The sequence below is a fragment of the Desulfobacter hydrogenophilus genome, assembly GCF_004319545.1.
Taxonomy (GTDB): domain Bacteria; phylum Desulfobacterota; class Desulfobacteria; order Desulfobacterales; family Desulfobacteraceae; genus Desulfobacter; species Desulfobacter hydrogenophilus.
On record NZ_CP036313.1, the window covers coordinates 4,404,831 to 4,426,321 of the forward strand.

The window sequence follows — 21,491 nt, forward strand, 5'->3', positions numbered from 1 at the left end:
TTTACGATAAAATTGTTCTCAACTGCTTTATAACTTCATTGCCGGGCCTGTGAAAATAGATCCCGGTGTTTTTGTCCCCAGCCATCCCCCGGATAAACAGGTAAAAGACGCCACCAAAATGGTCAGTATAATTATAATCTTTCAGGCGTAACCTTAAATACCTGTCCAGGGCCGCAAGGTAAAGATAATATTGCAGGATATAATCATGGCTGATCATGGCAGCCGTTAGCGCTGCAGGATTATAATCACTGAAACAAGGTCCCAGGTAATTGGACTTGTAATCCAGGATATACCATTGGTTTTCATGGCAGACCACAAGATCGATAAATCCTTTTAAAAACCCTTTAAACCCGGATACCTGCATGGAGGAAATCCTGGTGCTATAACCGGCAATTTTTTCATCTTTTTCAACCGTTTCAAACAACTTGCCAAGGGCTGGCGGGTTAAACCGGTCCAGGGTAATATTAAACTCCATCTCCACCAGCCGGTGGGCCGGCGTAATCTGATCCAGGGAAAAACATCGACCCTGCCCCGTATCAAGGGGGGCGGATAAAACACCCCTGACAGCATCGCAGATATCCGGAACAGCCTTTGGCATGGCAAATCCAAACCGTTCAAGGTTACTGACAACAGACGGTTCAATAGCGGCAGGATCGCAAAAATCAATTTCTTCAAACACCTTGTGGAAAAAATCGCCAGCTCCCGGGCCTTTGGGAAAAGTAGACAAGGGTACAATTTCCACGGCAGGGGCCGGGGCAGCATCTGTCAAAAAAATATCGGGATCTGGCTCCTGCCTCTCCTTTTGCCCGTCCTGCACGGGATCATAGGTGTGCCCTGCAGCAAGGGCGGAATAACTTGATATCCGCCAAGCGGGGGCAACCTTTCGGGTCATGGTTTTTGGGATAAAATCATTATCCTGAACCGTTTGAGCATCAAAAATGCCTTCGGGCAAAGTATCAGGTTTCAGTATAATGGCTTCAATGCTTTTGTCTGACGCTTCACACAATTGTTCAAGGTCTGCAAACAGGGGCAGATCTTTGCCTGAACCACCAGGCTGCAAAAGGCGTCCCAGCGCCGAGCCTTCAATGCCTGCAAAATTACCCCAAAAGATCCTTACGCCGACCGAAGCCCGGGTCAGGGCCACGTAGAGCAAACGCATATCTTCAGCAGCGACTTCATTCCGATTCAGCTGCATGGCCCGTTCCCTGTCTTCCGAGCCCAAATCCAGCACCAGGGCATGATTGTCTTCCGGATCATGGAATAAAACAGGTGCATTGGTATCCTTGACGGTGCGGGCGTGCCACAAAAAAGGCAGAAACACAATGGGGTATTCAAGCCCCTTGCTTTTGTGGATGGTGACAATGGCCACGGCCCGGGCATCACTTTCCAGGCGCAGCTCATCGGCGGTTGCCTGCCGGGTCTGTTCAAACAGCTGTTTTCGAAACCATTCAATCAACAGGGCAATCTTAGACGGAGTCTCTTTACCCAGGTTCATGGCGGCCTGGGCCAAAAGCTCCTTTAAATGAAACACATTGGTCAAGCCCCGTTCATCCATATGGGCACAAGGGCAAGGCTGGGCATCTTCCTGGTACAAAAGGGCGGTGATCATGGGAATAAAGCCTTTTTCCTCCCAGATCCGCCTGTAGCCTGCAAACCGGTCCTGCCAGGTACCGGCAAGGATGTCGTCGGTATTCATACGCCTTAAAAACGCCTCATCAGCCTGGTATACCGAAGAGACCAAAGCCGCCTTGATCAGGCCCATGTCCCCGGGGCGATCCACTGCACAAAGGATGTCATAAAGCTCCTGGGCCTGGATGGAATCGAACACCGACCCGGTTTTGGATAAAAAGCAGGGGATACCACGTTTAATAAGGGCTTTTTGCACTGCCTCGGCCTGGACATTGGTACGCACCAGCACGGCCATATCCCCCGGTGTCACAGGTGTTTCCCCACCGTTATCGCCCGGAGCGTCTTTATCCAGCAGACAGATATCGGAATTCTTTAAAATGGAAAGCATATCCTTTGCAAGGATGTCCAATATAAGATCCTGGGCATCGGACTTATTTATTACACCGTTTTTGTTACTGGGTAACCCTTGTGTGTCCACAACCAGAAAGGTTGCCGGCGGGACAGGCATCTTGTTGCAGACCAGCCGGTCAAGAGCTGTTTCAGGTGTTCCCACGGGCAAAAAAGGAATAAGTTCGAATCCGAACGGATTTTTTTTTGATGAAAAAATGGTATTCACAGCCCGCACCATGGCCGGTGCGGAACGGTAATTTTTTGTCAGGGTGAAGCTTTGGTCGCAGGCATTGGCTGCCGTCATATAGGTAAAAATATCACCGCCCCTGAAACCGTAGATAGCCTGTTTGGGATCTCCGATCATGAAAAAAGCCGTGCCCGGATCTGTGAACAGGATGGAAAAAATTTTATACTGGCCCGGGTCCGTGTCCTGAAACTCATCAATGAGGCAGGCATGGAACCGTTTTCTCACAGCCGTTTTCAACGCAGGACCGCTCGGCCCGTCCAAGGCCGTTGCAAGATCATTGATCAGATCATCAAAAAAACAGGCACCCTGCCCCTGCTTCATGGCCGCCAGGGCGGCGGCATAATCATCAAGAAACAGATATTGTAACGCAATAAGATTTGCCGCCATGGATCGGGACAGTTCAAGCACGTGTTCACAAAAATCAAAAAAAATATGGATCGGCGGGGTATGACCGGCCTTTGTCTTTTCTGCCAGCCGGGTCCGGGTAAATTTATACAGGGCATCGCCCTTTTCGGTCATATCAAACAGCAGATCCGTGCCGGGGCTTTTTTCAAATTTCTTTTGACAGGCCCCCAGCCAGTTAGACAGATTTTTTTTATTATAACTTCGTTTATCTATCCCGGCATGGTTCTGGATCAGGCTTCGGATGTCTTCCAGTTCCCCGTTTAAGATTTTTGCGGCTGATTTGACCGTATCTTTGTAATCGTCACAGATTTCTTGAAATTGGTCCTTTTGAAACGCCAGAGGTTCCGGCACCACCCTGATTTCCGGCCGGGACGCGGCCTGGACAAGGCCTTTGGCAAAAGTATCCGGGGTAATATTGTTCTGGTCCAGAAAAGATAAAAACAATGGATCAAGATGATTGATACGGCCTGAAAAAAAATCCCGGACCACCTGGTCAACAAAAATCCGGTTATCTGCCATCAGTTCGATGTCAAAATGGGCATTACTTTCAAAGGCATTTTCCCTGAGCACGGAAAAGCAAAAAGAGTGGATGGTCATAATGGCGGCCTGGTCAAAACAGGTCACCGCAAGACGAAGCAGGCGACGAATTTGATCCGCATCGTTTTGTTTTTGCAGAAAATCGGTAAGATCGTCCGCCGCGTATTCGTCACGTTCCTGACCGGAAAGAACCATCAGACAGTGGACCAGGCGTTTGCGGATTCTTAATTTCAACTCTGCGGCAGCCGCCTCGGTAAATGTCACCACCAGGATGGATTCCACCTTATACCCCATGGCCACCAGCTGGACAAACAGGGTAGTGATGGTATATGTTTTTCCGGTTCCTGCACTGGCTTCGATCAGACTGATCTTTTCAAGATCCAGGGCAAAGGGGTCAAGGGGCAACGGCAAGGCAGGTTTGTTCATGATATTAAATGCTCCAGCATGGGCCTGTACACGGCAAGGCCTGCATCCAGCACCCCGGAATGTTCAAGGGCCAACGAATCTGAAAACGGGTTGTCCTGCCCGAAAACAAGGGTTGTGTAGCGATTAAAACTTTCCCCGGTTGAACTAAAATTGTTGCGCCACAAACCGGCACATTTATTTAAGGCCTTTGCCAGGGACGGTGCTGACAAGTCATAGTCCCGTGAGGATAGATCCAAAACCAGCTGGAAACAAAGATCGGCAAAAAAGGGAAAAGCCCTTACCCTTCCGGCCAGGTAATCTCCGGCCAGGTCCAGGAGCAACGCCTGGGCCCGGGTCTTTTCTTCAATAGCGGAAAATTCAAATTTCACCGCAGGCTTGCGGCCCTTGGGGTCCTGCCCCACCATTACGGTGGTTCCGGGGTGGTCTTCAACACACGAATACGCCAGGTGCATGATCCACTGGATCAGCAGACGGGACGGATTCAGTTTGCCAAAACCTGCCACGGCCCGGCCCTGGTCATACACATTAGTCACCCGGCCTGTGATGCAGCAGGAATCTGTTTGTAAACACAAGTCAAGTGTGCGTGGGTCCCCATCAGGGAGTTCCTTTTGGGCCAGATGTTTTACCGGTTCTGCCAGATCATTGATTCTGGCCCATTCCTGTTCTCCTTTTTTTCCAAAGGGCAGGCAGCCTTGGGCTTTTACTATGGGGTAAAGATCAAGTTTCTTACGATTTTCAACCGCCAGGGAACCCAGCTGGTAAAGGGACAGTCCGGACAACCTGAAGGGCTCACGTTCATCGGTCATCTGCCCCGGTTCCGGATAGATCACGCCCAGGATACCGGTGACATAATGTTTGACAGGATGTCTGAAAAACGCAATGAGATCGGCAAGTGCAATCATTGGTATCTCTTCTGACGCCTGTTTTTGCAGGGCCGTGTCACCGTCCGGGTCCCGGAAGTAAAAACAAGGTGTCCTGACGCTATCTCCATGTCCATTGTTTCGGGTACTCCGGCTGCTGCAGATCCGACACTGGGCATTTGAATAGGAAAAATAACCCGGCGCACTGGTATTTGAAAAATAAACCGGACTGAACGGGTGCAACGGATGGGTAAACTGCCATTGAAATCCCTGGGGAAAGACAAAGCTGTTTTCAACGGTATCAATCAGTTCCGCCACAGGGGAAGCAACGGGAACAGGAGAGTTGTCACTGATACGCATGCCGGTATAGGTAATGATGAGCCGAAGACGTGCGCACAGCAACGCCTCCAGAAAAAGTTCACAATCCTCCAGGCGGTCCTGCTTGTCCCCGAGCCTGGGATTTTGACGAATCAGGTCAAAACCGGGGGAACTGCCTGTCCTGGGAAAACTTTGGGCATCCATTCCCATCAGGCAGACAAGCTTGAACGGAATGCTGCGCATGGGCATAAGATTACAGAACGTGATCCCCCCGGAAAGGAAACTGCCCTGGGAAATATTCACATCAAGCTTGGCCGTCAGGGCCAGGCGAACGGCGGCAAAAGAGATCTGTCTTTCAAATTTGGCCTGACCAGCCTCTTTTTCCATATCATCCAGGGCATTGAGCAGCACAGCCATATCCCCGTCATTACCAAGATCCTTTGCCAGCATGTCCGAAATGATGGTCCGGAACCGGGTGGCCCACTCCTGAACCGTACCGGGGGAATCCATCAGTTCCATGGCCTTGAACAAAGAATGAATAAAATGAGTGCATTTTCCTAAAATCTCCCCTTCAAGCCCTTCAACCCCGTCACAGGGAAGCACATTATTGACAAACACGGTGCTTGCTTCGGGCAGAGCAAAGCCTGCCATGAGCCGATTCAGACCAAAGGTCCAGGAGTTGTGTTCATAGGGCCGGCCCAAAATCTTTTGGCGATGGGCACCGTCCTTGCCCCACAAAATTCCGGCAGTGTCAAACAGGGCAGAAACAAGATCCTGGTCTCCCATGGTCAGGCCAAATTTATCTGCAATGACAGGGCTGGATAAAAGTCCCATGATCTTTGATTTTTCAAAACGTGTCTCTTTTATGTCAAGGATATTTAAAAAAGCCGAAAGGGTTAAGGATTCAGAACGACGGCGGCGGTCCGACACGGTAAAGGGTAATCTGGGCGACTGGGAGAATACGGCCTCCAAAAAAGGGGCATAGGCCTCAATGTCAGGCATCATCACCACCACATCATGGGGGCAAAGATCGGGATCATGGTTGAAGGCATCCAGGATCAAATCCTTCAGCACCTGGGCTTCGCGCATGGGGGAGTGGCAGGCATGAACGGCCAGGGAATTATCGCCGGGAGAAACGGCCATGGGGGTGGCCGCCCTGCCCCTGCCCCGCCAGACAAGGTTCAGAATATCGGACTGGATCACCCGAAGCACGCCGGCAACACCCTGGTCATGGGTATACTTTTCAACCGGATCGGCAAACAGGTCGCCCATGGGCTCGTCATAGTCAAAATTTTCCAGAAGTCCCTGGGTCTCGCGACTGCTCTGGCCCAGGGCACCAAGCAAGGGATTTCCCTCTTCCGGCAGCTCTGAAAAGGCCTTATTTTTCAATGCTGCCTTTTCCTGTTGCTGGGGCGAAGGCAGATCAAAAAAGAACTGATAGGTTGGCGTGAGCAGAAACAGAAAAACATCCATGTTCCGTCCCAACCGATTAAAAAGATCTAAAAAAAACGGGGGTATGGCAGAGATCCCGAAAAGGGATATGCGCCGGGGTAAAGCCATTGCATTGACGGCACCGGATTCAAGTGCAGCAACACAGGCCTGCATCTGGTCGGGCAGGGACATGCCTTTTTGGGTCAAGCCCTGCCACAAAGAAGCCTGCCACAAGGCATGGGGATCTTCGAATTCTTGGTCTTCTCCCCTGCCCCAGGCCGCAAGCATATCCGGACGATATACCTGGTAATCATCCAGAACAATTGCGATCCTGCGGCTTAAGGCCATGGCCTTGATACCGGTGTCGTCATGTTCAAGGTATGTTTCAGGCCCCCAAAGGCTCTTGTCTGACCGGTCCGGTTCCGTTCCCTTGGTCATCAATGCGTCCAGAACAGCCCAAGCCATCATGTCCCGGTTCAACAAACCCAATTCTGTAAGGCCTGCTCCCTGGCTTTCGCAACTGTTCTCCCGGATATATTCAAGCATCTGCCGGGGAAACATAAAACGCACATTGGCGCATATCCCGAAGTGACGGGCGATCACCTGGGAGAGCCATTGTTTCATGCCCCGGGACTGGATACCGATGAATTCGCATGTTATGGGATTGCCAGGGCCCTTGCCGATCACGGTGCAAAGGGCTTGAGCCAAATTTTCCATGCGGTTGCTTTTGATCAGATTGAGCATGGCACTGTTCCCAAGCGTTTAATATTCAAAAAAAAGAACGACTGACTTTAGGCTTGTAAGGGTTGAATACCTGAATCCTGTAATTTGTATCATCCACAATGACACCCGTTGAATAATAAAAGGAGAACCACATACCTATGGTGTTGCCTGCCGGGCCAATAATGGTCCTGGCATACATTCTGTTCTGGCCGGATTCCAGATTACTTAAATGGTCGATCTTACGATAAAGCTCCGGCCCGGGTTCAATGGGAAACCAGAATTTTGTTTCAAACGTATAGGCCGGGTCAATGCCCACTACAGCATAGGGCAAATTTTCCCTGCCGCAGTAAAAATAGGAGAATTGTTTAGGAAGCAGCTTTTCCCGGTACTGTTCCATAACTACCGGACTGTGCTTCATATGTCCGGCCGTGTTAAGCCCGCATCCTGCCGGAATGAAGAAAAACACCAGGAATAGACAGGCGGTCACCTGTAAGATCAAATGAATACGGTCATTTTTCATGAATATACACCCCTTGGTCCTTTAGTTAGTGCCTGAACGCAAACCCGTTTTTGGGCACAAAGTTACCCAGATACAAGCCACAGATGAGTGACTTTTCGTTCAAACACAATTTAATTATTCTCCTTGAAACTCAGTGATACTAAACACAGGGCAATCCGGAATCTGATCCCGGCCCTTAAGATCAGGCAGTTCCACAACAAAGGCGCATTCCAGCAGATCAGCCCCAAGCTGCTTTACCAGCTTCACCGTGGCACCCACAGTGCCGCCGGTGGCAATGAGATCGTCTACAATGACCACTTTTTCGCCGGGAGAAACGGCATCCTCATGCATTTCAAGGGTATCTTCTCCATATTCAAGGGTGTAGCTCTGCTGAATGGTCTTATGGGGCAGTTTTCCTTTCTTGCGCACGGGGACAAAACCAATACCAAGGCGATAGGCCACCACAGCACCAAATACAAAGCCTCGGGCATCAATACCGACCATCTTGTCAAGATTCTTGTCTTTGTAGCGGTCGTAGAGAATATCACAAGAAAGTCTAAATGCTTCGGGGTTTTGCATCAATGTGGTCAAGTCCCTGAAAACAACGCCTTTGATAGGCCAATCCGGAATACTTCTGATGTTCTGCTTTAAATCCATTTTTTTGTTGTTTCTCCTCTATGTACATATAAGGATTGATATACAATCCCAATAAATTATTAAATCACCTGAATACTTTTTCGGGTTGATGAGGGCGTAACTAGACCGGGTCAGCCATGGCCGTTATTTGTGAAATCGCCTTGATGAACAATTGTTTGACATTATCGGCATTTTTTTTGAACACCGATAAAATTTCATCCCAGGTAACCGGGGCTTCATCCTGTTTCCAACAGTCATAATCGGTGGCCATGGCCACGGCGGCATAAGGGATGCCCGCCTCATTGGCCAGCATGGCCTCTGGGGCCGTGGACATATTGATGACATCCGCGCCCCACACCCTGAACATTTTGGATTCAGCCACGGTTGAAAACCGAGGGCCTTCAATGGTCACCACGCATCCTTTGTCATGGGCATTCAGTCCCATATCTATGGCAGATCTGTACAGCACATTGCGTAGGGACTCATCAAAGGGATAAGCCATGGCCGTGTGAACCGCACCTTGTTCAAAAGAATCGGCAAAGGTATTTTTGCGAAACCGGGTAAAATCAATGAACTGATCCAGGATCACAAAATGGCCCCGGTCGATTTCCGGATTCAGGCTGCCACAGGCGGTCGTGGCAAGGATATGAGTGGCACCGGCCTGTTTCAGGGCATCTATGTTTGCCCGGTTGTTCACCTGGGTGGGGCTGTATTGGTGATTGCGGCCGTGTCTTGCCAGACTCAATACCTGGGTATCGTTGATCAGACCGGCCATAATATCTGATGAAGGCGGACCATAGGGCGTATCCATCTCAATTTTTTCACAATTTTCTATAATATCAGGATCATCCAGTCCTGACCCGCCAATAATCCCGACCCGTATCATCTTCAATTCTCCTTAAATAACAACCATAGGCTGATCTATCCGATCACCCCAGACTCACCCCACAATAAACCATGAAAGTAGTTTAACGACTTATTGTAAACTTTATATAAAAAAACCAATCTACAAGAGCTCTGCGCTATCATATATCTCATGAGATATTCAAGCAGTAATTTATCAGAAGATTGGATCAAGATTTTTTTTGTTGGACATATTCCTGGTAACTCATATTTTTGTAACTTTGGGTGTGAATATATTGCAAGATCGAAAGCAGCTGATCCGCATTAGCAAATCCAGGCAGACTATTGATTTTTGTTCCGTCAGGTTCCAGGAACCACAGGGTTGGAAGCCCCCGAACCCCCCATTGCCGGGCCAGCTTTTCACGTTTTTCCGTATCCACGCCAATGCTGACAAAATGGTCGTTCAGGTAGGCTTTAATCCGGTCATCCGTGAAGGTTTCCTTTTTTAATTTAGTACAGTATCCGCACCAGGACGCATGGAAATAAAGAAAAATGTTTTTACCCTCTTCCCCGGCCAGTGCCATACCCGGGGTGTAATCATTCCAGGAAATATCGTTTGATGCCGCTGTGGATGAACTTTGCGGGGTTTGATGTTCTGCAACACGCGGCTCAATGTTTAACTGAGGTACCTGGATGCCCAAATCTGATGCAGATCGGTTGTATAAATAGATCCCACCCAACACCATCACCACCAGTATCCCCACCAATATACTTTCTTTTCTCATTTTCAGTCCTTTTTAACAAATTTTAAAACTATCTGATCTAATGTTATTATATTTGCTTACATGCCACTCATCTTGATTACAGCATGACAGCAAAAAAGATACCGACATTGGTATTCGAAGACCGATGCATTCACCCCACCCCATGAACCAAATGTAAAAAGGTGAAAATAGCACAAAATCATTTGATAAAAAAGACGACAGATTTTATACAATAGGCAATCATACATGTAAATTCAGACAGCTTCCATGTCAGTTGAATTGCCAATGTACCATAAAAGCAATGGAAACAAACAAATCAATCTACAAGCGACTAACACAGGATACGTTAAGCGACTCGAACACACATAATTAGTTGAATGACACGATTGTATCAAAGTATCGAAACAGTTTCGTCTCAATTGAAATGTAACACATTCGGCATAGAGACAGATATCAAAAAAATGATTTTTAAAGTCCCTGCCTCCACTTGAAAATCCGGAAACATTCCGGTATGCTGACAACACAATTCAAAAAGATCTTCGGTATCAATTCAACACAACCTGGAAACTGGCATGTTATTTGCTGAAAGCCTTAAAAAAGTAAACATATGCAACTTAATTTTTCAGGAGCAAGCAATAATAAATAATATTTTAAGTGCGATAACTGTTAAAAAAACCTTTTTAATCAACTTCTAACCTGGAGGAAGTTATGGATCCAGTTTTTCTGTCCAGACTGCAGTTTGCAGCAGCAACCATGTTCCATTTTCTTTTTGTTCCCTTGACCTTAGGTTTGTCCATTTTGATCGCATATATGGAGACCAAATATGCCTGGTCAGGGGACAAAAATTATTTAAGGATGACCAAATTCTGGGGGAAATTATTTCTGATTAACTTTGCCCTAGGCGTTGTCACCGGTATCACTCTGGAATTTCAATTCGGCACCAACTGGTCCCGGTACAGCGAGTATGTGGGGGATGTCTTTGGTTCCCTCTTGGCCATAGAGGCATCAGCCGCCTTTTTCCTTGAATCCACTTTTATCGGCATCTGGATTTTCGGCTGGAACAAGATTTCAGCCAAGGCCCATGCCGGTGTAATGTGGGTGGTGGCAATAGCCGGGAATTTCAGTGCAGTCTGGATTCTCATTGCCAACGGGTTCATGCAGCATCCCGTGGGTTATGATATCAGAAACGGACGTGCGGAACTAACTGATTTTATGGCTGTGGTCACCAACAAACACGGGCTTTTGGAAATTATCCATGTGGTGCCGGCATCCCTGCTTTTAGGCGCCTTTTTTGTCATGGGCATCTCTGCCTACCACCTGCTAAAAAAACAGCATACTGAAATCTTTTTAAAATCTTTCAGAATCGCTCTGGTTGTGGGCCTTGTCAGCTCACTAACTTTAGGGTTCACCGGGGATATGCATGGCGTTAATGTATCAAAACACCAGCCGGCCAAACTGGCAGCCATGGAATCCCATTGGGAAACCCGTACCCAGGCTCCCATAGTCATGTTTGCCATACCCGATGAAACCCAGGAAAAAAACAAAATCGAAATCGGCTCTATTCCAGGCGTATTAAGTTTTCTAGGTTTTCATGATTTTAATGCCGAGGTTGTTGGATTACGAGACATTCCAAAAGAGGACCGGCCGCCAGTATTGCCGACATTTGTCGGCTTCAGGACCATGGTGGGGCTTGGCACCCTGTTTATTCTTCTTATGATTTACGGCTGGATCCGACGCAACAAGCTGCTGGAAAGCCCCAATTTTCTAAAAATCATGTTATGGTCCATTCCTTTACCCTACATTGCCATGGAAATGGGATGGGTGGTTTCTGAAGTGGGACGCCAGCCCTGGATTGTTTACAATCTAATGCGCACGTCAGATGCGGTTTCCCCCATTGCAGGCACCCAGGTTATGGTATCACTTACGGCATTTATCCTGGTCTACGGTCTGCTCGGGGCTGTGGGGTTTTACCTGATTGCCAAATCCGTTAAAGAAGGCCCTGAGGCCGTTACTGCATAAGGAGAATAGAACAAATGGAACTTCAATCAATATGGTTTTTTCTATGGGGACTTCTTTGGGCGATATTTTTCCTGACAGACGGATTTGATTTCGGCATCGGCATCCTCTATCCGTTTGCCGGAAAAACAGACCGGGACAAACGAGTCATGCTCAATGCCAAAGGACCTTTATGGGACGGCAATGAAGTGTGGCTGGTCACGGCCGGCGGCGTTACCTTTGCAGCCTTCCCTAAAGTCTACGCCACCATGTTTTCATCCCTTTATACCCCGTTGATGCTCATTTTATTTGCATTGATATTCAGGGGCGTAGCCATGCACTTCAGAGGTAAAATTGAAAGCCCTGGCTGGAAAAAAACATGGGATACCCTGATTTTTCTGGGCTCTTTTCTGCCGGCCCTCTTGTTCGGGGTGGCTTTTGCCAATATTTTCGCAGGCATTCCCTTTGATAACCAGGGACTGTACCACGGTAACACCTTAAAGCTGCTTACCCCTTATGGCCTTTTAGGCGGCATATTGTTTGTTCTGATGTTTATGCTTCATGGGGCAAACTGGATGACCATCAAGGCCACAGGGGAACTGCAGGATCGCTTTGCCCGAATTGCTGCCAAAACATGGATGGTACTTGTGCCTGTGGCCGTGGTTTTTCTGATTGCCTCCTATTTTGCCACCAGTCTTTATGACAACTACATCAAGTCACCAGCCCTGTTCTTAGTTATTGTCATTGCTGTAGCGGCACTGTTATGTGCACGGTACTTCAACGCAAAGCAAGCATGGTTCAAAGCCTGGTTTGCATCGGCCCTGACGATCATGGGATGCATTTTTTTCGGTATCTGTGGCCTGTTTCCAGCCTTATTCCCCTCGAGTATGGACCCGGCCTGGGACCTGACTGCATTTAATGCATCATCAAGCCCCCTAACCCTTAAAATCATGCTGGGCGTTGTTTCAATTTCTATTCCCATTGTTATTGCATACCAGTCCTGGTCTTATAATTTGTTCAAGGATCCTATTTCCGACGAAGACCTGGACATGGACGAAGCTTATTAAGTATAATCAACTTGCAGGTTTAATATTGGATTAGGCCTGTGCTTATAAACCAACAAAAGTAAATAAGGAGAAAAATATGGACAAATATGTATGCGGCCCCTGTGGTTATGTGTATGACCCGGCAGAAGGTGATGCTGACGGCGGTATTGATCCCGGCACTGCCTTTAAAGATCTGCCCGAAGACTGGGTCTGCCCTGTATGCGGCGCAGCCAAAGACGAATTTGAAAAAGAATAATAATGACCTGCCCCGGGCCTGTTCCAGTTCGTAGCCAAGTCCGGGAATAGCGTAAAACATTCGACGCCGGTTGCCATTTATTGGTAACCGGCGTTTTTTCCTAAAGGAACAAAATATGGATAAATATGAATGCGGCCCCAATGGCTACGTGTATGACGATGCCCCAGGATGTGATGGAAGCCCGGGAGCATCCCGGCCCTGTGATTATGTGTATGACCCGGCACAAGGCGATCCCCACAACGGCATTGATCCCGGCACTGCCTTTGAAGACCTTCCCGAAGACTGGATCTGTCCTGTATGCGGCGAACCCAAAAGCGAATTTAAAAAAGAAGCGTAACACACTGCCCCGGACCTGTTTCGGATCATAGGCAAGTCCTGGAATCGTGTAAAACATTTAATGCCGGTTGTACGTTATTGCCAACCGACATTAAATGTTTTCCCTAAAGCCGATCCAGGCTATTCAATTTTTTTCCCTGCGGTTTGGGTGATCCGTTCAACCACCCACTGGGTCAGCGCCTTTTGGTTTACCCGCTTGATCTCTTTGCGAATCAGGGAAATATCCAATTCAGCCCTGGCCATGGTTTTATGTCCCCCGGCAGACCCGAATTTGGCAAATGCCTCTTGGGCAGTCTTCCCAGCACCTTTTCGCAGGCCATCGTTGCGCAGGATCACAATCAGCGTTTTATCCACTACCCCGGAGACCACGCTCCAGTTGACCCCGGCAATGGAGAGAAAAAAATCGGCAGCCACCACCAGCTCATCGGGTTTAGACATGGTTCCGGCATGATAAAAGGCCCGGTTATCCTGGACGATTCTGTGCCTTATTGCATTGCCCAGGAAATCCAAGTCAGATTCCGTCATATGGGCCCGTTCCACCTTCGTGACGATATTCATATTCGCATATTTGTATAAAAACTGAAAAGCCCTAATATCTTTGGACGATGCCTGACGAGTAAAATCGGCCGTATCCGTTTTTATCCCCAGCATCAGAGCCGAAGCCAGTTTAGCCGACGGCTTTATCTTCAGGCTGCGCAGATATTCGGTGAACATGGTTGAACAGGCCCCGTAATCCGGTCGTATATCCACAAAAGCACCATCACTGCAGGATATTGGATGGTGATCAATGATGGCGTTATATTCAATACCGGAAAAATTTTCATTATGGTTGGGCTGGGAATCCACCACCACAAATTTGTCAAACAACGATCTGTCCACATTAGCCATGGGGACGATTCCGGCTTCAGTATACTCAATCATGGCCAAATTGTCCGGCCGGGTGATCCGATTAAAATAGGTAATCACAACCTCACTGACCCGCCGCCACAAAATACGCTTCACAGCCATGGCAGACGCAATGGCATCAGGGTCTGCATTGATGACTACAAGCACCTTGGATGTCCCTGAAAAATGTGACAAAAACAGTTTAATTCTTTCTCGGTTACTGATCATAATTAATTTGTCCGTTTCCTGAAAAAAACAGGGTCAAGGTAATAAATGCATAGCCAGCTATGGCAAGTACCGCAAACCATCCCTGAAAAATACCAAGGGGAGCCAGCACTAATGCCGTAACCCAGTGTACCATGATCACGGTTGTCAAGTGAAGCCTTATGGGAAAATCGTCAAATCGACAGATCACTGCCAGACCGCACAGATTCCAGCCGTAAAGGGATGCAAACACATGAATGTGGCGCAGCCACTTGGTCTTCAGAAGATCATATCCATCCTGCATCTGTAAACAAATAGAGGCAATGCCCGTCACTGCCGTAGCAATGAGAAATCCAATGTCCGAAGTTAAAAACTTTTTCTGCTGCATGTTGTCCGCAGAGGGTGATAGAGCATAAAAACCATGACAACCGCTGTGAACAATGCGGCAGTCACAAAAATTGGGGGCAAAAATTTTTCAAACACAATGAAAATAAAAAAAACAATCACCCTGGGGTGATCGTCCAAAAGCATAGCTCCATGATAGATTTGCTTTGGGGATCTTCAATATCTATAATATTTTGGTACGGGTCCCAGAAGTGCACATCTTGTGAGCAATCATTGAAATCACATACCATGGGATCTCGCACCAGACGGATCACCTCATGACCACAGATTTTTAAAAAAGCGACCAAAACCTTTCCAATGGCGCCGGATCCGCCTGAAATCAAAATCCGCTGCCTTCGTGCATATTCATAGAAGGGAAGGCTAAAAATACCAAAGGGGAGCCGGAATCTGACCTGATCCTCCATCACAGTTAAATCGATTTATTTTTCATGAAACAGATAGCTGTGATCCCAGTCGGCAAAAAGGCCTTTAACCTGGCAGTCTCGGAACATTGCGTTTTTTTTGTAAGCAATATGCCGGGCCTTCCATTTCATGGGAATCTCACAATTTTTTTTTAAAACGTGACTTCGACGCCTTTATCAATGCCCCTCCTTCCTTGCCACCAAGGACAAAGGTGGCCATGGCGGCGTAAGGCGGTTGATGGCACCCTTTTTTGCATGCCAGGCAAAAACAGTGGAAACCGGGGCATGGATTGTGGTTTTTCGAATAAACATTTTTTTAGTCATAACATTTAAGTTCTTGAATTTTGGTTCATCTACAAGGCGCATTAAAGGTTGAATAGCAGGCCTATTGGGCCTTTGATGCAACGAAGTAGATGGGCCAAAAGGCAAGCTATTTTGTTCAAGTTATTTAATCTGCGGGCCTTATCGTAAGGAAGTAAAGAATCCTGACCCAGAGGGCCAGGCTTTGGGTTAAGCCCAGAGGGCATGGTTTACTGGCGCTGTTAAAAACCGATACGCAGAGACATATATGAATGTGGTCCAAGCTTTAAAGGCCTCTAAATGCAAACCCATTTGTGCGGTAACATTCATTACAAAAGGCCTGCGGCCTTTTGAATTATGGCAGAGCCACTCTTTGGGGGAACACTTCGCCAACGTTTGAAAGGCAAAGCCATTTTTCTCTGACCTGGCCCTGAGGGCCAGGGTTTATATACCGGACTAAAAAAAAGGCCCGCCGTCTCCGAAACAAAGACAGCGGGCCTTTCATATTTGGAAAAACCAGCATATTCTATACTTATAATTGCCGGTTTCTACCCCAAATAATGTTTAATTCTACATAATTTTAAGATTTCCACAGTCCGTGGAGATTGCAGTAGGCCATGGCCTCAACCTTGTCCTCGTCACATTTAAAAACCGCTTCGGGTGCCGCATCTGGGGCCATCATCATACGCTGAACATATGCACCGTTACAGGATACAAGTTCAATCCATTCTATCCAATGCTCTTTTGTCATGGGATGAGCAACGCTGCCCACAGACACTTTGTATCCACCTTCTATTTTTTCTACTACGGGGACATGCTTTTCTTTAGCGGCATCAATCGTATTAGCCACCAGGCGATCCATGGGCTTTCCGCAGCAGGTTGCCGGCGGTTGTTCTCCATGAAGAACCTGAATAATGTTGCCGCATTTTTGACACTTATAAATTCCCATTTTTTCAGCCATTGATAACACTCCTTTTGTTTTAAAAGTTTATTAAATGCTGTCTGTGAGAGTCAGTTTTTGACCCTGCCATCAATATAGGTTGTTGACAGACTTTTTTCCAGAGCGGTCCGCTTCTTTTGCCTTGAGCATCTGCTCAAGCATTTGCCCTGATAATTGTCTTCGGCCTTTGGTCGCCTCCCGGAATAAGGAGGCAATTTGAAAATAAAATTCATTTTCAGACTTAATCGCACCGTAAAAAGGAGCCCGTTTTTTTTTTGACCGGCTTTCAGCTTTTTGATATGCAATTACTTTAGTCATCTTCTTGCCTCCTCATTTTAACCGGGACTGATCAAAAACACCCAAACCCAATAATTAATCTAATGCAGAAATGTAGCAAAAACAATACCATCATTTATTTATTTACGATTTAGCACCAGTATATTAACGGTAATTATATTTATCCGGGAGAATCAGTTACCATGCTCGCCTTAAAAGGAAAGCGTTAACACACATATGTCTCATAAAAACGTATCATTGACGATACATAAGACAACTGGTTTATAAAATATTTTTTAGTAGTTTTTAATATTTGATAATTATCGAAAGAATTTTTATGAATATACCAAAACAAAAAAATAAAAAGCAAGAAAAAAAAATTACTTTTTATATCCTTAAATCCATCTCTATCAAGAACAAATATAAATATATACACAGCAGCAATCCCAATATTGCACGTTGACATTAAACTTTGAGCAGGCATAATATATGCTTTATTTTTGATGGTTAGAAAATTTAAATATTTAAGGAGAAAATTTAAATGGACAATTGTGATTGTATCCCCAAGCTATACGCATTAAGCACCTGTAGCCATTGCAGGGCTACCAAAAAACTGTTAGATAAATATAATATTAAATATGATTACATACAGGTTGACGATTTTAAGGGAGATGAACGCGAGGCAATTATCAAGGCGATCAAAATATTGAACCCAAGGTGCTCTTTCCCCACGATTGAAATCAATAAAGAGACCGTAATTGTTGGAAATAAGCAAAATGATATTAAAAAAGCATTGGGAATAGACAAATGAACTTAGAACAGCTTTATGACACATTGAAAAAATCACAGGAAAAAAAAGGAGCTTATTTTAACAAGGATAAGGACCTGGTATTTGAATTGCTGGAAAGCCTGCAGCTCAACAAAGAAAGATACGGCTACATGGCCTGTCCCTGCCGCCTGGCCAGCGGAGACCGGGAGCACGACAAGGACATTATCTGTCCCTGCGTGTACCGAGAACCGGATATGGAGGAATTTGGGACCTGTTATTGCGGGCTTTATGTATCGGAAAAGGTAAAAAAACTTGAGATGGTACCTGAGTATGTCCCTGAAAGAAGACCTGCAGAAAAAATAGTATAAAGGAACGCTCCGTCCGGTACAAATTAATTGCACCGGACGGAGCGTTTAAGTGAAAGGACACACCTACACTGCAACCACTAATCCGACCGGGCAGTGATCAGAACCAAAGATATCGTTATCAATAAATGCGGCTTTTATAATACCGTTTTCAATGAGATCACGGGTGACGAAAAAGTAGTCAATGCGCCATCCTGCATTATTTTTTCTTGCATTAAAACGGTAAGACCACCACGAATATTTCACCTCTTCGGGGTAGAAATGGCGAAAGGTGTCCACATATCCCATATCCACCATTTTATCCAGCACATCCCGCTCAATCCTTAAGAAACCCGATCGTTTGGCATTAGGCGCCGGATTTTTCAAATCGATTTCATTGTGGGCCGTGTTAAAATCACCGGTGACGATGATTGATTTTCCCTCATCTCTTAATTTCTGAGTATAATCAAGAAACCAATCATAAAACGCTAATTTATAGGAAAGTCTTTCATCGTTCATCTGACCATTGGGAAAATAGATGTTAAACAAAACAAATGTTTCAAAATCCATTCTTATTATCCGGCCTTCACCGTCATACTCGGGCTTTCCAAACTCTGTGGTCACAGCATCCGGCGTAATCCGCGTGTATGAGACCACGCCGGAGTAACCCTTTTTAACGGTCGAATAATTCCAGAAACTTTCATAATCACCAAACCGAATCATTTGGTCACTGCGCTGATTCTCCTGAAGCTTTGTCTCTTGAAGCATGAGAATATCCGGGTCCATGCCGGTTACCGAATCAAAAAAATCCTTTTTCAAAACCGCACGAAGCCCGTTTACATTCCATGAAATCAGTCTCACTTGTTTTTTTTCACTCATAGTGCTCTTTAATTATGGATCAGGATCTAAAATTATCCGTCCATATCAGCCAGATAATCATCATACATGCTTTCCAGGCCAAGTTTATGCTTGGACTCTTCCTGCGCAAGGAGCAGAAACAGTTTTTTTGCATCGGAATTATCGGTCTGGTCCGCCAGAAGCTGATACAGCTTAACGGCTTTTTCCTCATTTTTCATGGCCAATTTCAAAACGTCGGGCATGGGCATACCTTTTTCATAGACGGAATCCACCATGTAGTCGCTTATTTTAAGGTCAGGAATTTTCTTGAATTCATAGCTGTCAATCTTGGCCTTGTTTCCCGAAATATCGGAAAGCATCGCCGCATGTTTTTCTTCCTCTTTGGCAAAAGCAAGAAAGGTCTGTTTCAGTTCTTTGGAAGTCGCCTCCTGGGCACAAGATGTATAAAGAGCTACAGCTGCATTTTCTCTGTCAATGGCAAATTCCAGTATTTCATCCACGGATTTAAACTTCATTTGATATTACCTCCTTTGCTGGTGTTATGCTTTAATTCAATATCCTATAAACCATTTTCACGTCGAATACTTACCCAAATTGTCAGCAAATTTTATACCATACAATTTGAGAAGATTAAATAATATCGTGCACTGTATCACATTTGACAATGATAGCATAGAGTGCCGGATAAGCAGTATATTGAATTATGGTAAAAACATGTTTCACACAATTTTGTCTCGGGCAAAGTTGTGTCACTAAGTTAAGAATCTTGAATTGCCACTTCATTTATCTAAAATCGCTATTCGAATCGCCCGGTGATATAATCTTCTGTGAGCTGGTGCAGCGGATTTAAGAATATCTGGTCCGTGGACCCCACTTCAATGAGATCTCCCTGGTGAAAATAGGCAGTACGCTGGGAAATTCGGGATGCCTGCTGCATGGAGTGGGTTACAATGGCAATAGTATAGTTCTGTTTAAGTTCATCAATAAGTTCTTCGATAATGGCCGTGGCAATGGGGTCCAGGGAGGAACAGGGTTCATCCATGAGAATCACCTCCGGGTTCACAGCAATGGCCCTTGCAATACACAGACGCTGCTGCTGTCCGCCGGACAGGCTGGTGCCCGGCATTTCCAGCCGATCCTTGACTTCACTCCAAAGACCTGCGTTTTTCAAAGCACCCTCAACCAGTTCATCGGTCTCGTCCCGGTTCTGGACAAAACCATGGATTCTTGCGCCATAGGCAATGTTGTTATAAATGGATTTGGGGAAGGGATTGGGTTTTTGAAAAACCATGCCCACCTGGGCCCTTAGCGGCACCACATCCACGTCGTTGTCATATATATTTTTTCCGTCCATGAAAATCTGTCCGGTCACAAGACACCCTTCTATGGTATCGTTCATCCGATTCAAACAGCGTATAAAGGTGGATTTACCGCATCCGGAAGGCCCAATCATGGCAATCACTTCGTTGTAACCAATATCCAGGGTAATATTGCTGATGGCTTTTTTGGAGTCGTAATAAACCGCCACATCTCGACAGCTCATCTTGGGATTTTCAACCGTAGTCTGCCCCACGGTTGTCCGCTCTGTCCGATCAACCAGCGGATGACGTCCAGGCCTTCGGAACGAACGACCAGTTGTTTGTTCTTGATTCATTTTTGTTTTTATTTAACCTTAATTAAGATCATCCAACGTTAAGGGGGTCAATTCTTCAACAACTTTTCTATAATGTCGCCGTTCCTCCCCAGGCATGGGAATCAACCCTTTAGTCGCCAGGTAACCCTCATCACCCCAGGTATTTTCACTGGTGAACTCAGCCAGATACTCCCTCATACCGGGGATGTTGTCGACATGGGCCTTTTTAACATAAATATATAAAGAGCGGAATAAAGGATAGGACCCGTTGGAAATGGACTCAAATGTCGGCTGCACACCGTTAATAAAAGAACCCTGTATCTTATCAGTGTTCTGGTCCAGAAACGAGAAACCCAAAACGCCTAAGGCCTCAGGGGCTTTGATCAATTTTTCCACAATCAAGTTATCATTTTCCCCGGCTCCAATATAGGCTCCGTCTTCTCGAAGAGTATTACAGATTACCTTGTATCTTTTTTTATCGGTTTTTTTCAATTTCGCTATCCATGTAAATGCATTTGCACCACCTTCCATGGCCAGTTCCATAAACGCATCACGGGTTCCGGATGTAGGCGGCGGCCCAAGCACCTCAATTTTACTATCAGGAAGTGATGGATTTATTTGCCTCCAGGTCTTATAAGGGTTTGGTTGCAAAGCACCCGTATCCCCCGCCACAGGAACCTGTTTTGCAAGGCTGAGAAACAGATCTTTTATAGTCAACCTGAACACCTGGGCCTGCCTGGAATTTGCCACAACAATGCCGTCATAGCCGATTTTCACCTCAACGACGTCTTTTACACCATTTTTAAAATCTTTTTTCAGCCGGCTTTTTGTGATCCGGGACGAAGAGTTGGTGATATCCGGGTACTTTACACCAACACCGGCGCCAAAAAGTTTATGTCCGCCGCCGGATCCTGTGGATTCAATTTTTGGAATTTTATAGCGGGTTTTTTTTCCAAAAGTTTCTGCAACAACAGTGGCAAAAGGATAGACAGTTGAGGATCCGACAATGGAAATATAGTCCCTTGCGGCATCGGCACCGGCCTGGACTATCCCCAAAATAAACAGATGAACCAGGGCAATCGAAGTGACAATAAATTTTTTCATGGGTAACTCCTGAAACATGCTTTCTACAATA

The 21,491-nt window shown here is 46.3% G+C and carries 21 protein-coding genes; 6 read left to right on the plus strand and 15 right to left on the minus strand.

Annotated features, from left to right (window positions below):
- Window position 1: 1 nt before the first annotated feature.
- The 6 genes from recB to EYB58_RS19610 form a co-directional block, all read right to left on the minus strand.
- On the minus strand, window positions 2-3,634 hold the full coding sequence (recB, locus tag EYB58_RS19585; RefSeq protein WP_111959321.1) for an exodeoxyribonuclease V subunit beta: 3,633 nt from the start codon (window positions 3,632-3,634) through the stop codon (window positions 2-4).
- A complete protein-coding gene (gene recC / locus EYB58_RS19590) occupies window positions 3,631-6,987 on the minus strand; it encodes an exodeoxyribonuclease V subunit gamma (protein WP_111959323.1) in 3,357 nt (1,118 codons plus the stop codon). The genes recB and recC overlap by 4 nt, the downstream gene beginning before the upstream one ends.
- Before the next feature lie 25 nt (window positions 6,988-7,012).
- Window positions 7,013-7,486, minus strand: a complete 474-nt coding sequence (locus EYB58_RS19595) for a hypothetical protein (protein ID WP_111959325.1) — start codon at window positions 7,484-7,486, stop codon at window positions 7,013-7,015.
- A gap of 114 nt (window positions 7,487-7,600) precedes the next feature.
- A complete protein-coding gene (locus EYB58_RS19600; protein WP_111959326.1) occupies window positions 7,601-8,122 on the minus strand; it encodes an adenine phosphoribosyltransferase in 522 nt (173 codons plus the stop codon).
- A gap of 100 nt (window positions 8,123-8,222) precedes the next feature.
- Window positions 8,223-8,987, minus strand: a complete 765-nt coding sequence (gene mtnP / locus EYB58_RS19605) for an S-methyl-5'-thioadenosine phosphorylase (protein ID WP_111959328.1) — start codon at window positions 8,985-8,987, stop codon at window positions 8,223-8,225.
- 187 nt (window positions 8,988-9,174) lie between these two features.
- Window positions 9,175-9,729 carry a thioredoxin family protein gene (locus EYB58_RS19610; RefSeq protein WP_111959330.1) on the minus strand — a complete coding sequence of 185 codons (555 nt, stop codon included), beginning with the start codon at window positions 9,727-9,729 and terminating at the stop codon, window positions 9,175-9,177.
- Between the two features lie 687 nt (window positions 9,730-10,416).
- Between EYB58_RS19610 and EYB58_RS19615 the strand changes: the two genes are divergently transcribed.
- The 4 genes from EYB58_RS19615 to EYB58_RS24895 all read left to right on the plus strand — a co-directional run bounded on the left by EYB58_RS19615 (window position 10,417) and on the right by EYB58_RS24895 (window position 13,342).
- A complete protein-coding gene (locus EYB58_RS19615) occupies window positions 10,417-11,727 on the plus strand; it encodes a cytochrome ubiquinol oxidase subunit I (RefSeq protein WP_111959332.1) in 1,311 nt (436 codons plus the stop codon).
- A 14-nt stretch (window positions 11,728-11,741) separates the two neighbouring features.
- Entirely contained in the window at window positions 11,742-12,770 is a 1,029-nt protein-coding gene (gene cydB, locus EYB58_RS19620; RefSeq protein WP_111959334.1) for a cytochrome d ubiquinol oxidase subunit II, read from the plus strand.
- A 76-nt stretch (window positions 12,771-12,846) separates the two neighbouring features.
- Complete coding sequence (rd, locus tag EYB58_RS19625; protein ID WP_111959335.1) at window positions 12,847-13,005, plus strand: rubredoxin; 159 nt, start codon at window positions 12,847-12,849, stop codon at window positions 13,003-13,005.
- A gap of 115 nt (window positions 13,006-13,120) precedes the next feature.
- A complete protein-coding gene (locus EYB58_RS24895) occupies window positions 13,121-13,342 on the plus strand; it encodes a rubredoxin (protein WP_170299835.1) in 222 nt (73 codons plus the stop codon).
- Between the two features lie 119 nt (window positions 13,343-13,461).
- Here EYB58_RS24895 and EYB58_RS19635 read toward each other — a convergent pair whose 3' ends face one another.
- The 5 genes from EYB58_RS19635 to EYB58_RS19650 all read right to left on the minus strand — a co-directional run bounded on the left by EYB58_RS19635 (window position 13,462) and on the right by EYB58_RS19650 (window position 16,794).
- Window positions 13,462-14,454 carry a DHH family phosphoesterase gene (locus EYB58_RS19635; RefSeq protein WP_111959337.1) on the minus strand — a complete coding sequence of 331 codons (993 nt, stop codon included), beginning with the start codon at window positions 14,452-14,454 and terminating at the stop codon, window positions 13,462-13,464.
- Window positions 14,444-14,818, minus strand: coding sequence for a hypothetical protein (locus tag EYB58_RS24605; RefSeq protein WP_163354532.1), 375 nt, complete (start codon window positions 14,816-14,818; stop codon window positions 14,444-14,446). Before EYB58_RS24605 ends, EYB58_RS19635 begins: the two co-directional genes overlap by 11 nt.
- A gap of 115 nt (window positions 14,819-14,933) precedes the next feature.
- Complete coding sequence (locus tag EYB58_RS24610; protein ID WP_306464114.1) at window positions 14,934-15,158, minus strand: hypothetical protein; 225 nt, start codon at window positions 15,156-15,158, stop codon at window positions 14,934-14,936.
- 958 nt (window positions 15,159-16,116) lie between these two features.
- Window positions 16,117-16,497 (minus strand): desulfoferrodoxin, encoded by a 381-nt coding sequence (locus EYB58_RS19645; RefSeq protein WP_111959339.1) that lies wholly within the window; start codon window positions 16,495-16,497, stop codon window positions 16,117-16,119.
- 69 nt (window positions 16,498-16,566) lie between these two features.
- A complete protein-coding gene (locus EYB58_RS19650; RefSeq protein WP_111959341.1) occupies window positions 16,567-16,794 on the minus strand; it encodes a hypothetical protein in 228 nt (75 codons plus the stop codon).
- 499 nt (window positions 16,795-17,293) lie between these two features.
- Between EYB58_RS19650 and EYB58_RS19655 the strand changes: the two genes are divergently transcribed.
- Window positions 17,294-17,563, plus strand: a complete 270-nt coding sequence (locus EYB58_RS19655; protein WP_111959343.1) for a glutaredoxin family protein — start codon at window positions 17,294-17,296, stop codon at window positions 17,561-17,563.
- Entirely contained in the window at window positions 17,560-17,889 is a 330-nt protein-coding gene (locus EYB58_RS19660) for a ferredoxin-thioredoxin reductase catalytic domain-containing protein (protein ID WP_111959345.1), read from the plus strand. The genes EYB58_RS19655 and EYB58_RS19660 overlap by 4 nt, the downstream gene beginning before the upstream one ends.
- A gap of 63 nt (window positions 17,890-17,952) precedes the next feature.
- On the opposite strand, the gene EYB58_RS19665 is transcribed toward EYB58_RS19660, so the two are convergent.
- The 4 genes from EYB58_RS19665 to EYB58_RS19680 all read right to left on the minus strand — a co-directional run bounded on the left by EYB58_RS19665 (window position 17,953) and on the right by EYB58_RS19680 (window position 21,460).
- A complete protein-coding gene (locus EYB58_RS19665) occupies window positions 17,953-18,744 on the minus strand; it encodes an exodeoxyribonuclease III (protein WP_111959347.1) in 792 nt (263 codons plus the stop codon).
- A 32-nt stretch (window positions 18,745-18,776) separates the two neighbouring features.
- Window positions 18,777-19,238, minus strand: a complete 462-nt coding sequence (locus tag EYB58_RS19670; RefSeq protein WP_111959349.1) for a ferritin family protein — start codon at window positions 19,236-19,238, stop codon at window positions 18,777-18,779.
- 281 nt (window positions 19,239-19,519) lie between these two features.
- Window positions 19,520-20,377 (minus strand): phosphate ABC transporter ATP-binding protein PstB, encoded by an 858-nt coding sequence (pstB, locus tag EYB58_RS19675; protein WP_111959351.1) that lies wholly within the window; start codon window positions 20,375-20,377, stop codon window positions 19,520-19,522.
- Between the two features lie 18 nt (window positions 20,378-20,395).
- Window positions 20,396-21,460: a substrate-binding domain-containing protein gene (locus EYB58_RS19680; protein ID WP_111959352.1), complete on the minus strand. Its 1,065-nt coding sequence runs from the start codon at window positions 21,458-21,460 to the stop codon at window positions 20,396-20,398.
- Between the last annotated feature and the right edge of the window lie 31 nt (window positions 21,461-21,491).